Genomic DNA, 12,449 nt, shown 5'->3' with positions numbered 1-12,449 from the left:
AATTCGATCCGCTGAAGATCTTCGCCTCCGAGGACACCGATACCGCTCCCGTTCATACCGGCCAGATCTACGGCGCCGATGTGGATTCCGAGATCTCGCTGAGAACCGTCGACTTTCCGCTGTCCGCCGCCGGTCGCCCCTTCGCCGCCTCGATGACGCTGGCCGAAGCCGAAGAGACCGTGCGCACCAACGGCTCGGTCCTGACCGACGGAACGGTTCAGCTGGCCTCGCTCTATTATGTCGACCCGCGCCGCTTCGCCTCTGCCGCGGGCGAGTTCGATTTCGCCATCGGTCAATATGCCAATGTGCGCACCGAGAACGTGTCCGTGGCGCCGATGGAGCCGGACTTCATTCACCAGACGCCGGAATTCATCGACGACATCATCCCGATCCGCAAGGCGACCGCCGTCGGCGAGGCGCTGCAGAATGCCGGCTATGACGAACTCCAGTTCGCCACCGCCCGCGATGCGCTCGAGAAGATGCGCGGCGATGGCGACATGCCCGACATGAGCGTGTTGCGCGTCGGCGCGGTCCAGACCGGCGCCAAGATGGAAGTCGTCCGCCTCTCGGCCTATGAAGCCGGCAGGCACGTGGCGACCGTCGGACGCAATGATGACGGCTTCTTCATCCGCGGCATGGAGCCCCCCGCCACACCCGCGATCGAGACCGCCTTCGAGCAGACGCCGGCCATCGTTCCCGCCGGCCGTTCGCAGCTCTCCGTCTATGACGGCATCTATCGCGCCGGCCTGGAATACGACATGCCCGTCGAGATGCTCGGTCAGGTGATCCACCTTCTCGCGTCCAATGTCGACTTCAAGGCGCAACTCCACCCCACCGATACGATGGAAGCCTTCTTCTCGGTCGCCGACGACGACGGCACGGCGAATGACGATTCGGAACTCCTGTTCCTGGACGCCTCGTTCGGTTCGACCGAGGTCCGGCTCTACCGCTTCCAGGATCCCGGGGACGGTTCGGTCGACTATTATGATCAGGACGGGCGCAGCGCGAAGAACTTCCTGCTGCGCAACCCCGTTCCCAATGGCCGTTTCACCTCCGGCTTCGGCATGCGTCGCCATCCGATTCTGGGCTATTCGCGCATGCACACCGGAACCGACTGGGCCGCACCGCGCGGCACGCCGATCATCGCGGCGGGCAACGGTACGGTCATCAAGGCGAGCTGGGATTCGGGCGGGTACGGCCGGCAGACCCTGATCAAGCACGCCAACGGCTATGTCAGTTCCTACAACCACCAGAGCAAGATCGCCGACGGCGTGGTGCCGGGCGCCAAGGTGCGTCAGGGCCAGGTGATCGGCTATGTCGGCTCGACCGGCCTGTCGACCGGCCCGCATCTCCACTACGAGCTGATCGTCAACGGCAAGAAGGTCGACGCCATGCGCGTCCGGCTGCCCGAGGGCAAGGCTCTGGACGGCGCAGCACTCGCCTCCTTCACCCGCGAACGCGACCGCATCAATGCGCTCCTCGATATCAAGCTCGAGGATACAGAGGTCGCCAGCCGCTGAGGCAGGCCATCAATCGGCAAGTCCCAGTTCCCGGCGCCGCTTCCTGGTGAGATTGGCCGCCGCCATACCGTGCGAATCCGCGATCAGCCCGGTCAGCGTCTCGTCGTCCATGGCCGAATCGTCGGTGCGTTGCAGCCATTTGAGACCGCGCGAGGCGAGATAGGGCGCCGGCCGGACGCCCTCCGTGTCGCGAAAGATCTCCCAGGCCATGTCCGACGCCTTGAAGGTGACATGCATTGTGCCGTCGTCCTGCTCGCGCCCGAGCGCGAAGACCTTCTCGCCGACCTTCCAGACATGCGCATCGCCCCATTGACGCACATGGCGGGCGCCGGTGAGTTGCGAGCAGATGCGGTTATAGGTTTCGAGATCGAGCAACGTCCCCTCCCCGGCCGAACGCCGGCCCGGCTCCGGATACAGAAAGAGCGGGCCGAAGCCCGCTCCCAGATTTTCCCGAATACCGGCGACGGTCAAGCCGCGACGAGCCGGAGATCAGGCCGCCTCGTCGGCGCCCTCGCCCGGCTTGGCGGCCTTGCCGGTGGAGAACACCAGCCGGTCCGAACCGTTGGAGACCTCGACATGATCGCCGTCGGCGATATCGCCGAGGAGGATCCTTTCGGCCAGCGGATCCTGCACCTGCTTCTGGATCACCCGCTTGAGCGGACGGGCGCCATAGGCGGGGTCATAGCCCTTGTCGGCAAGCCAGTTGCGGGCATCGGCATCGAGCGCCAGCGTGATCTTGCGATCGGCCAGCAATCTTTCGAGGTGCTTGAGCTGGATATCGACGATCGCGCCCATTTCCGACCGGCGCAGCCGTTGGAAGAGGATGATCTCGTCGACACGGTTCAGGAACTCCGGCCGGAAGGCGGAGCGGACCACGCCCATCACGTCGTCACGCGCGGCATCCGCATCCTGATCCTCGCCGAGGGCCGTGAGATATTCGGCGCCGAGATTCGAGGTCATGACGATCAGCGTGTTGCGGAAATCGACGGTGCGGCCCTGGCCGTCGGTCAGGCGACCGTCGTCGAGCACCTGCAACAACACGTTGAAGACGTCCGGATGCGCCTTTTCGATCTCGTCGAAGAGGATCACCTGGTAAGGCCTGCGGCGCACCGATTCGGTCAGCGCCCCGCCCTCGTCATAGCCGACATAGCCGGGAGGCGCGCCGATGAGCCGCGCCACGGAATGTTTCTCCATGTATTCCGACATGTCGACACGCACCATCGCGGTCTCGTCGTCGAAGAGGAACTCGGCGAGCGCCTTGGTCAGCTCGGTCTTGCCCACGCCGGTGGGGCCGAGGAAGATGAAGGAGCCGATCGGCCGGTTGGGATCCTGCAGTCCGGCACGGGCACGGCGGACGGCCTTGGAAACGGCCTGCACCGCCTCGCCCTGGCCAACCACGCGGGCCGAGATCTCGTCCTCCATCCGCAACAGCTTCTCGCGTTCGCCTTCCAGCATCTTGTCGACCGGGATACCGGTCCAGCGGGAAACGATATGGGCAATGTGATCGGGTGACACGGTCTCCTCGACCATGCCGCCGGCACTGTCCTCGCCCTGCTTTTCGGCTTCCGCCAGCTCGGCTTGCAGTTTCGGGATCTCGCCATAGGCGAGTTCGCCGGCGCGCTGGAATTCGCCCTTGCGCTGGGCAATGGCAAGCTCGTTGCGGGCCGCGTCGAGACGCGTCTTGAGATCGGCGGCGAGACCGAGCTTCTGCTTTTCGGCCTGCCATTTCGCGGTCAGCGCATCGGCGCTTTCCTCGAGCCCCGACAGATCCTTCTCGAGCCGGTCGAGGCGATCGCGCGATGCCTGGTCGGTTTCCTTCTTCAGGGCCTCGCGCTCGATCTTGAGCTGCATGATGCGGCGATCGAGCTCATCGAGTTCCTCGGGCTTGGAATCGACCTGCATGCGCAGCCGGGCCGCCGATTCGTCGACCAGGTCGATCGCCTTGTCCGGCAGGAACCGGTCGGTAATGTAGCGGTTGGACAGCATGGCCGCCGATACCAGCGCCGAATCGGAGATCCGCACCTTGTGATGCTGTTCGTATTTCTCCTTGAGCCCGCGCAGGATCGAGATCGTGTCCTCGACCGTCGGCTCCTCGACCATGACCGGCTGGAACCGGCGGGCAAGGGCGGCGTCCTTTTCGACGTGTTTGCGGTATTCGTCGAGCGTGGTCGCGCCCACGCAGTGCAACTGGCCGCGGGCCAGCGCCGGCTTGAGCAGGTTGGACGCATCCATCGCGCCGTCCGCCTTGCCAGCCCCCACGAGCGTGTGCATCTCGTCGATGAACAGGATGATCTCGCCGTTATGGGCCTCGATTTCGGAGAGTACGGCCTTCAGCCGCTCCTCGAATTCGCCGCGATATTTCGCCCCGGCAATCAGCGCGCCCATGTCGAGCGCCATCAGCTTCTTGTCCTTGAGCGATTCCGGAACGTCGCCATTGACGATCCGGAGCGCGAGGCCTTCCGCGATCGCCGTCTTGCCGACGCCGGGCTCGCCGATGAGCACCGGATTGTTCTTGGTGCGCCGCGACAGCACCTGGATCGTGCGACGGATCTCGTCGTCACGTCCGATCACCGGATCGAGCTTGCCCTCGCGGGCGACCGCGGTGAGATCGCGGGCATATTTCTTCAGCGCATCGAAACCTTCTTCGGCAGACGCCGAATCGGCCGTGCGGCCCTTGCGGATATCGTTGATCGCCTGGTTGAGGGACTGCGCGGTCACGCCCGCACCCGAAAGCGTCTTCGAGGTCGAGCCCTCGATGGCGAGAGCAAGCAGAAGCCGTTCGACGGTGACGAAACTGTCGCCGGCCTTTTTGGCGGCGTCCTCGGCGGTGTTGAAGACCTTGGCAATGGGCTGGGACAGATAAAGCTGGCCGTTTCCACCCGACACTTTCGGCAGTTTCGCCAGCGCCGCGTCATTGGCGAGGCGCGCATCTGCCGGACGGCCACCGGCGCGCTCGATCAGCGAGGCGGCCATGCCCTGATCATCGTCGAGGAGGACTTTCAGCATGTGTTCGGGCGTGAACTGCTGATGGCCCTCGGCCAGTGCCCATGATTGTGCGGACTGGATGAATCCGCGGACCCGTTCCGAATATTTCTCGATATTCATCTTTCGCTCCATTGAATGTCCACGCCCGTCAGGCGCGCGAACAAAACGTCAGGAAAGGCCCCCTCAAGCGGCAGGCCTCTGGTTTCGAAGAAGATATGGGGACTGGAACTGGTCCGGAAAAGGTTTCCGGGAAACAAAAAACCCGGCCATGAAGGCCGGGCTGTTCGGAAAACCGGGATCTTACTCGGCGGCGGTTGCCGCGGGCGCCTGGTTCTTCTCGGCAGTGTTGCCGTTTTCTTCGTCATCCGAGGCCTTTGCGCGGCGCGGACGGCCGCGACGGCGGGCCTTGCCCGATCCCTCGGACGAATCCTCCTCGAGTGCCACCTCGACGGGAACACCCTCGATCACCGGCTGCGGCGCATCCGCGTCGAACGGCTTGCGTTCCTGACGCTGGCGCGGCTGACGGCGGCTGCGTCCTCCACCGGAGTTCTCATCCGAATCGGAAGCCTGGCTGCCTGCATTCTCCGAGAACTCGTTCGAGCCCTTCGAATTCTGGTTGCCCGACGCATAGGCATTGTTGCCCGGATTGTCGTTGTCGCTATCGTCAGTGTCGTCGTCGCGGGACTGGTCCCGATCGTCGCGCTGGTGACGCTCCTGCAGCTGGGCCTGAGCCGCCGCAATGATGCGGTTGTAGTGTTCCGCGTGCTGGAGATAGTTCTCCGCCATCACCCTGTCGCCGGAGCTCTGCGCGTCACGCGCGAGCGACATGTACTTGTCGGCGACCGTCTGCGCAGTACCCCGGATTTTTACGTCCGGACCTGAACTGTCATAGGTTCTGGAGAGGGGGTTCTGGCCCTTGCGGTTATTGTTGTTACCGCCGCCACTGCGCCCCCGACCGCGCTTGTTTTGCTGTCCTGGCCTCATTCCTAAGTCCTGATTACCATCCTGAACATCCGGAGAGCGCAATTCGCTAACATCCGGCTCGCACATGGCGATACGAAGATCCGCAATTCACGGGTCTATTCGTTGTCTTGGGTTTTGAAAAAGAAACCCGTACCGGAGACTGCCCTGCGGTCCGCCCGTGCCGCTCTTTTGACACCAAACGATCCGAACCGGATGGATCGAATCTTTTGCAAGTCTTGCGATCCGGTACTGCCGAGGACCGTAGACAGGTTTTGCGGCAATTCCAAGCCCTTTCTTGCGCTTTATCGTTACAAGCCAAGGAAAATGCGGGAATTCAATGCTTTCGAAGCACCAGTACGCGGTCAATACCACCGAGATCAGCGTGTTTGGCGGCAAAACCATAGCCTTCCGCGACAAATAGCGCCGCCACGTCTTCCTCTTGTCCCTGCCCTATTTCGAGCATCAAGGCACCGCCCGGCGCGAGCCTGCCCCCCGACGTCCGGGCAATGGCCCGGTAGGCGTCAAGTCCATCCCCTCCGCCATCGAGCGCCAGCGCGGGATCGCTCTTGCGCACGTCGAGCGACAGACCCTCGATTTCGGCGCTGGGGATATAGGGCGGGTTGGAAAGGATGAGATCGAACAGGCCGTCGATTCCATCGAACCAATCGCCCACCCTGACATCATAGCGATCCGACAGACCGAGCGCTTCGGCATTCGCCCGCGCCGTCTCCACCGCCTCCGGCGACCGGTCGACGCCGATGCAGCGGCAGCCCGGCACTTCGGCAAGCACGGACAGGCAGATCGCGCCGGTCCCGACGCCCAGATCGGCGATCAGACACGCCGCCTTCGCCGCCATGATATTTCTGACTTCCGCGATAGCCGCCTCGACCAGCACCTCGGTATCGGGACGGGGCTCGAGCGTCGCCGGCGAGAGCGCGAAGCGATGGCCGTAGAACTCGCGCCAACCGAGAATACGGTGAACCGGCCGCCCGGCGATACGCTGCCCCACCGCCTCACGTACGCGAGCGACATCGCCGGCCGGCACAAGCGCGTCGCCGCCGGTGATCATGGCGGTCGGAGAAATATCGAGAAGCCCGCCGATCAAGAGCCGCGCATCGAAGCCCGGCGTATCGATCCCCGCCCGGACAAAGGCGGCGCGGACTTCGGCCATCAGTGCGTCGAGACGCAGGCGCTCGTCACTTGCGGGCGGCATCGCCGAGTTCCGCGAGCTGGCCGGCCTGGAAATCGGAGATCAGCGCGTCGACCACTTCGTCGATTTCGCCGATCATCATCCGGTCGAGCTTGTAGAGCGTGAGGTTGATCCGGTGATCGGTCACCCGGCCCTGCGGGAAGTTGTAGGTGCGGATGCGCTCGGAACGGTCGCCCGACCCGACCTGGCTCTTGCGCTCGGCCGAACGCGCGGAATCAGCTGCCTCCCGCTCCTGGTCGTAGAGCCGGGCGCGAAGCACCTGCATGGCGCGCGCACGGTTCTGGTGCTGCGACTTTTCCGAAGACGTCACCACGATGCCGGTCGGGATATGGGTGATGCGGACGGCGGAATCGGTCGTGTTGACGTGCTGGCCGCCGGCACCGGAGGCGCGCATCGTGTCGATACGAATGTCCTCGGCACGGATTTCGATATCGATTTCCTCGGCTTCCGGCAGCACCGCGACCGTTGCCGCGGACGTATGGATGCGCCCGCCGGATTCGGTTTCCGGCACGCGCTGCACGCGGTGGGCGCCCGATTCGAATTTCAGTCGCGAGAACACACCCTTGCCTGAGATCGTGGCGATGATTTCCTTGTAGCCGCCCGCCTCGCCTTCGCTCGCCGAGAGAACCTCGACGCGCCAACCCTTGTCGCTCGCATAGCGCTCATACATGCGAAACAGGTCGCCCGCGAAAAGAGCGGCTTCCGAACCGCCCGTCCCGGCACGGATTTCCACGATCGCGCTTTTCTCGTCGGCGGCATCCTTGGGAAGAAGCAGGATCTGGATCTCTTCCTCGAGGGCGGCGATCCGTTCGCGCACCTCGGGCAGTTCCATCTCCGCCAGATCGCGCATGTCGGCGTCGGTCGCCTTGTCGGCGAGGAGCGTTTCGAGATCCTTGCGCTCGCTGGTCGCCTTGTCGTGCTCGCGGATTTTCTCCACCAGCGGCTCGAGCTCGGCATATTCGGACGCGAGCTTTACATAGGCGTCGGCATCCGGACCCGCAGCCATGCGCGCTTCGACCTCGCCGAAACGGCGTTCGAGCTCGCGCATCTTGTCCACGGGTAGCTTGGCCATAGAAGAGGTCTTTCTGAACCTGTCAGCGGTTAGAGGCTGACATTGTTGTTTTCGGCGAACTGCGCCAGGATCTTGCGGATCGATTTGGAGTTCTCGGTTTCCCGCTCCGACAGTGCCGCAAGCAATTCGCTCTCCAGGGCCTTCACGTCAAGCGAAAGCAGCATGGATTTCACCGGTCCGATCGATGCCGGCGACATCGAGATCGAACGGAAGCCCAGACCGATCAGCGCCATGGCCGACAAAGTCCGTCCCGCGAGTTCCCCGCAGAGCGTGAGCGGCGTGCGGGTCCGGTCCGCCGCCTCCACCACCTGCCGCAGGATGCGCAGGAAGGGCCGGTTGAGCGGATCGAAACGGTCCGAAACCCGGGAATTTCCGCGATCGACCGCCATGACGAACTGGAAGAGGTCGTTCGAACCGACCGAGAGAAAGTCGACCTCCGCCATCAGTTCATCGAGCTGCCAGAGCAGGCTCGGAACCTCGAGCATGGCGCCGAACTGCAGCCTGCGCGGCAGGTCGTGCCCGAGACGGGAGAGCCGGTTGACCTCTTTCTTGAGAAGATCCTTGGCCCTGCGCAGTTCCTCGACCTCGGTGACCATCGGCACCATCAGCTTGAGTTCCTGCCCCTCGGCAGCCCTGAGCAAGGCGCGGTACTGGCCGCGCAGCAAGGCGGGACGGTCGAGCGACAAACGGATGGCGCGCCAGCCGAGCGCCGGATTTTCCTCTTCCGCGGACCGGAAATAGGGCACCACCTTGTCGCCGCCGATATCGAGCGAACGGAATGTCACCGGATGATCGCCGGCCTGGCGCAGGACCGAGCGGTAGAACGTCTCCTGCTCCTCGATCCGCGGCATGGTGGAGGAGATCATGAACTGCAGTTCGGTGCGGAAGAGACCTATTCCTTCCGCGCCCGCTTCCTCGAGTTGCGGCAGGTCGACAAGCAGACCGGCATTCATGTTGAGGCTGACGGCCACGCCGTCGATGCTTACCGATTCGACGCCGCGCAGGGCCCGGAACTGCTCCTGCCGTCTGGCCCGGAACCGGACCTTTTCGGCATAGGCGTCCTGCAGATCCTGCATCGGCCTGAGATGAACCTGCCCGTCATCACCATCGACGATGATAGCGTCGCGGTTTTCAGCCAGCGAGACGATGCCCGCCGCCTGTCCGACGACCGGAATGCCCATGGCCCGTGCCACGATCACGACGTGGCTGGTCACCGCGCCGTCTTCGAGAACCAGACCGCGGATGGCCTCGCGCGGATAGTCGAGAAGTTCGGCCGCCCCCATGGCGCGCGCGACGATGATCGCATCCTCGGGCAGCGTCGCGCCGCCGGGTTCGAACCCTGTCAGTTTGCGCAGCAGACGGTTGGCGAGATCGTCGAAATCGTGAAGCCGCTCGCGCAGATACGGATCCGTCATGTGGATCATGCGGGCGCGAGTATCGCTCTGCACCTTCTCGACCGCCGCCTCGGCGGACAGGCCGTTGCGGATTGCTTCCTCGAGCTTGCGCACCCAGCCACGGTCATGGGCGAACATGCGATAGGCCTCGAGAACCGCGCGGTGCTCGCCTTCCATCGACACGTCGCGGCGCGACAGCATGTCGTCGATCGAGATGCGCAGCGAATCGAGCGCCTCCTCGAGCCGCTTGATTTCGGCATCGGCGTCGTCGTTCAGAAGATCGGTCACGACCATGCGCGGCTCATGCAGAACCACATAGCCGAGCCCGATACCGTCGCCGAACGCATTGGCGTCCATGGAAACGGGCCGGGTGAGGTCGAGTTCGACGCCCGAGCGGGTGATCTGCCTGAGTTCGCCCGTGGCGATCATCTCGGCCAGCACCATGGCGGTCGTTTCGAGCGCCTCGAGCTCGTCTTCGCGATACTTGCGATAGGCCTTGTTCTGCACGGTCAACACGCCGAGCGAACGGCCGGCGCGCAGGATCGGCACACCGAGGAAGGAGTGATAGATCTCTTCGCCCGTTTCCGGCAGATAGGTGAAGGCGGGATGCGACTGGGCGTCAGAGAGATTGAGCGCCCGCGCGCTCGCCGCGATGGTGCCGACAAGGCCCTGCCCCATCTTCAGCTGCGACTGGTGGACGGCGTCCTTGTTCAGACCTTCGGTGGCGAACAGCTCCAGCGCCCCGTCGGCGCGCAGCACGTAAAACGAACACACCTCGGTCACCATGTTCGCCGCGATCTGGCGAACGATCTGGTCAAGGCGCTCCTGCGGCTCGAGCGGCTCCGCCATGAGTTCGCGTAGCCGCCGGAGCAGCACGCGCGGACCTGCGGATAGGTCTCTCATCGCGTCAGCTCTTCCCCTTTTTGAAAGCCGGTTCGGATGTTCTGCAGCACCGTGCGGTGCGCGCCCCGATTCTCCCGGCTACGGGCTGTCAGGTCAACTCTTATCCAGACCGTAGACGGAATGCAAAGTCCGTACCGCGAGTTCGGCATAAGCCCCGTCGATCAGGATGGAAATCTTGATCTCGGAGGTGGTGATCGCCTTGATGTTGATGGATTTCTCGGCCAGCGCCTTGAAGGCCGTGGCGGCAACGCCCGCATGGCTGCGCATGCCGATGCCGATGACCGAGACCTTGGCGAGACCGGTTTCGCTCTGCACCACGTCGAAGCCGATCCGCTCGCGGCTCTTCTCGAGCTGCTGCAGCGCCTTGTCGACGTCCGCCGAGGGCACCGTGAACGTCATGTCGGTGCGCGAACCGTCTTCCGAGATGTTCTGCACGATCATGTCGACATTGATGTGGGCTTCCGCCATCGGGCCGAACACAGCAGCCGAAACGCCGGGCCTGTCGGCCACGCGCCTCAGGGAAATCTGCGCTTCGTCCTTGGCATAGGCGATGCCGGTGACAACTTCCTGTTCCACGATTTCTTCCTCGTCGCAAATCAGCGTGCCGGGCGGATTGAGCGGGTCGCTCATGCCGGGCGCGTCCGGGTCGTCGAAACTTGAGCGCACGAAGGTACGCACCTTGTGCACCATGGCCAGTTCCACCGAGCGGACCTGCAGAACCTTGGCGCCCAGCGATGCCATTTCGAGCATTTCCTCGAAGGCGATCTTCTTCATCCGCCGCGCGTTGGGCACGATGCGCGGATCGGTGGTGTAGACGCCGTCGACATCGGTGTAGATGTCGCAGCGGTCGGCCTTGACGGCAGCGGCGATCGCCACGGCGCTGGTGTCGGAGCCGCCACGGCCGAGCGTGGCGATACGGTTGTCCGGACCGACGCCCTGGAAACCGGCGATGACGGCGACCTGGCCGGTCTCGAACCGGCGGATGAGTTCGGTTCCGTCGATATCGAGAATGCGGGCGGCGCCATGCACATTGTCGGTCTTGATCGGGATCTGCCAGCCGTGCCAGGAGCGCGCATCGACCCCCATGGCCTGCAGCGCGATCGCCAGGAGACCGCTGGTCACCTGCTCCCCGGAAGCCACCACGGCGTCATATTCGCGGGCATCGTAGAAGGATGCCTTCGCACCGGTGACCTTCGGCATGGACTGCACCCAGTTGACCAGCTCGTTGGTCTTGCCGGCCATCGCCGAGACCACCACGGCCACCTGGTTGCCGGCCTCCACTTCCCGTTTCACATGCCTGGCCACATTGTGGATCCTGTCGAGATCGGCCACCGAAGTGCCGCCAAACTTCATCACGATACGCGCCATGGAATGCTTCCGGGTCTCCGGCCTCGGGACGATCCGGCGAAGGACCGCGAGGGCAATTGGTGTCGTCTGCCTGAAGGGCAAGAAAAACGCCCCGTCAAACGGAGCGGATCGACGCGGTCTTTAAACAAAAACCCTTTGTCCTGCAACATTGCGCGACGTGTTGCCGCTGGCTTGTTCGACCTTGCCCACTTCTTGCGTCTTGACATTGCGGCCCGCGCGCGAAACTTGGAGGCTGAAACAAACGGAGAATGACAATGAGCGAAGCGCCCAGGACCACGATCGACGCGGGCGAAGTCGACCGTTTCTCCCGCATGGCGCAGGAGTGGTGGGACCCGACCGGCAAGTTCCGCCCGCTGCACAAGTTCAATCCCGTGCGCCTGACCTATATCCGCGACAAGGTCATCGAGCATTCCGGCGGCGACAGCCGGTCCCTGAGACCGTTCGAAGGCCTGCGCGTGCTCGATATCGGCTGCGGCGGCGGGCTTTTGAGCGAACCGATCGCGCGAATGGGGGCAGAGGTCGTCGGCGCCGATGCTTCCGAGACCAATATCGAGGTGGCGAGAATCCACGCCGGGCAGTCGGGTGCGCAGGTCGACTACCGCGCCACCACCGCCGAAGCGCTGGCCGATGCCGGCGAGCAGTTCGACGTGGTCTTGAACATGGAAGTGGTCGAGCACGTCGCCGACGTCGAGCTGTTCCTGTCCTCCTGCGCGAAGATGGTCAAACCCGGCGGCCTGATGTTCGTGGCCACGATAAACCGCACGCCCAAGGCCATGGCACTCGCCATTGTGGGCGCGGAATATGTGCTGCGCTGGCTGCCACGCGGCACCCACCAATACGACAAGCTCGTGCGCCCGGAAGAGATCGAGGGCCCGCTTTCGGCCGCGGGCATGGGCATCATAGACCGCAACGGCGTCACATATTCACCTTTGTCGGACCGCTGGAAGCTCTCGCGCGACATGGACGTGAACTACATGCTGCTGGCAGCCCGTCCGGCGTAAGGTCGTAGGCTTTCCGCGGCGCCAAGTGTAGCG

9 protein-coding genes (1 of these 9 running past the window's edge) are annotated in these 12,449 nt (G+C 63.9%); 2 read left to right on the top strand and 7 right to left on the bottom strand.

Annotated features, from left to right (window positions below; genetic code table 11):
* On the top strand, positions 1–1,520 hold the 3' portion of the coding sequence (locus E2A64_RS14145; protein WP_133285163.1) for a M23 family metallopeptidase. It extends 427 nt beyond the left edge of the window; 1,520 of the gene's 1,947 nt are visible here — the last part of the coding sequence; the start codon falls outside the window, past its left edge; the stop codon is at positions 1,518–1,520.
* A gap of 9 nt (positions 1,521–1,529) precedes the next feature.
* On the opposite strand, the gene E2A64_RS14140 is transcribed toward E2A64_RS14145, so the two are convergent.
* From E2A64_RS14140 to E2A64_RS14110, 7 genes are all read right to left on the bottom strand, one after another.
* On the bottom strand, positions 1,530–1,895 hold the full coding sequence (locus tag E2A64_RS14140; RefSeq protein WP_133285162.1) for an MmcQ/YjbR family DNA-binding protein: 366 nt from the start codon (positions 1,893–1,895) through the stop codon (positions 1,530–1,532).
* A gap of 114 nt (positions 1,896–2,009) precedes the next feature.
* Complete coding sequence (clpB, locus tag E2A64_RS14135; RefSeq protein ID WP_133285161.1) at positions 2,010–4,625, bottom strand: ATP-dependent chaperone ClpB; 2,616 nt, start codon at positions 4,623–4,625, stop codon at positions 2,010–2,012.
* A gap of 180 nt (positions 4,626–4,805) precedes the next feature.
* Positions 4,806–5,489, bottom strand: coding sequence for a DUF4167 domain-containing protein (locus E2A64_RS14130; protein ID WP_133285160.1), 684 nt, complete (start codon positions 5,487–5,489; stop codon positions 4,806–4,808).
* 313 nt (positions 5,490–5,802) lie between these two features.
* The gene (gene prmC / locus E2A64_RS14125; protein WP_133285159.1) at positions 5,803–6,681 is read right to left on the bottom strand and encodes a peptide chain release factor N(5)-glutamine methyltransferase; all 879 of its coding nucleotides are present in this window, start codon (positions 6,679–6,681) and stop codon (positions 5,803–5,805) included.
* Positions 6,665–7,750, bottom strand: a complete 1,086-nt coding sequence (gene prfA, locus E2A64_RS14120; protein ID WP_133285158.1) for a peptide chain release factor 1 — start codon at positions 7,748–7,750, stop codon at positions 6,665–6,667. The genes prmC and prfA overlap by 17 nt, the downstream gene beginning before the upstream one ends.
* A 29-nt stretch (positions 7,751–7,779) precedes the next feature.
* Positions 7,780–10,047 carry a phosphoenolpyruvate--protein phosphotransferase gene (ptsP, locus tag E2A64_RS14115; RefSeq protein ID WP_133285157.1) on the bottom strand — a complete coding sequence of 756 codons (2,268 nt, stop codon included), beginning with the start codon at positions 10,045–10,047 and terminating at the stop codon, positions 7,780–7,782.
* Between the two features lie 93 nt (positions 10,048–10,140).
* Complete coding sequence (locus E2A64_RS14110) at positions 10,141–11,415, bottom strand: aspartate kinase (RefSeq protein ID WP_133285156.1); 1,275 nt, start codon at positions 11,413–11,415, stop codon at positions 10,141–10,143.
* Positions 11,416–11,669: 254 nt separating this feature from the next.
* On the opposite strand from E2A64_RS14110, the gene ubiG reads away from it, so the two are divergent.
* Positions 11,670–12,416 (top strand): bifunctional 2-polyprenyl-6-hydroxyphenol methylase/3-demethylubiquinol 3-O-methyltransferase UbiG, encoded by a 747-nt coding sequence (gene ubiG / locus E2A64_RS14105; protein ID WP_133285155.1) that lies wholly within the window; start codon positions 11,670–11,672, stop codon positions 12,414–12,416.
* Positions 12,417–12,449: the final 33 nt, after the last annotated feature.

Source organism: Pseudohoeflea suaedae, from assembly GCF_004354915.1.
GTDB classification, from domain to species: Bacteria; Pseudomonadota; Alphaproteobacteria; order Rhizobiales; family Rhizobiaceae; genus Pseudohoeflea; species Pseudohoeflea suaedae.
Note: the sequence above shows the minus strand (reverse complement) of the source record. Positions and strands in the feature narration are given on the sequence as shown.

Excerpts from the sequence above, each read along its gene's own strand:
- prfA (WP_133285158.1), bottom strand. The coding sequence starts at position 7,750 with ATGGCCAAGCTACCCGTGGACAAGATGCGCGAGCTCGAACGCCGTTTC.
- clpB (WP_133285161.1), bottom strand. The coding sequence starts at position 4,625 with ATGAATATCGAGAAATATTCGGAACGGGTCCGCGGATTCATCCAGTCC.
- ubiG (WP_133285155.1), top strand. The coding sequence starts at position 11,670 with ATGAGCGAAGCGCCCAGGACCACGATCGACGCGGGCGAAGTCGACCGT.
- prmC (WP_133285159.1), bottom strand. The coding sequence starts at position 6,681 with ATGCCGCCCGCAAGTGACGAGCGCCTGCGTCTCGACGCACTGATGGCC.
- E2A64_RS14110 (WP_133285156.1), bottom strand. The coding sequence starts at position 11,415 with ATGGCGCGTATCGTGATGAAGTTTGGCGGCACTTCGGTGGCCGATCTC.
- ptsP (WP_133285157.1), bottom strand. The coding sequence starts at position 10,047 with ATGAGAGACCTATCCGCAGGTCCGCGCGTGCTGCTCCGGCGGCTACGC.
- E2A64_RS14130 (WP_133285160.1), bottom strand. The coding sequence starts at position 5,489 with ATGAGGCCAGGACAGCAAAACAAGCGCGGTCGGGGGCGCAGTGGCGGC.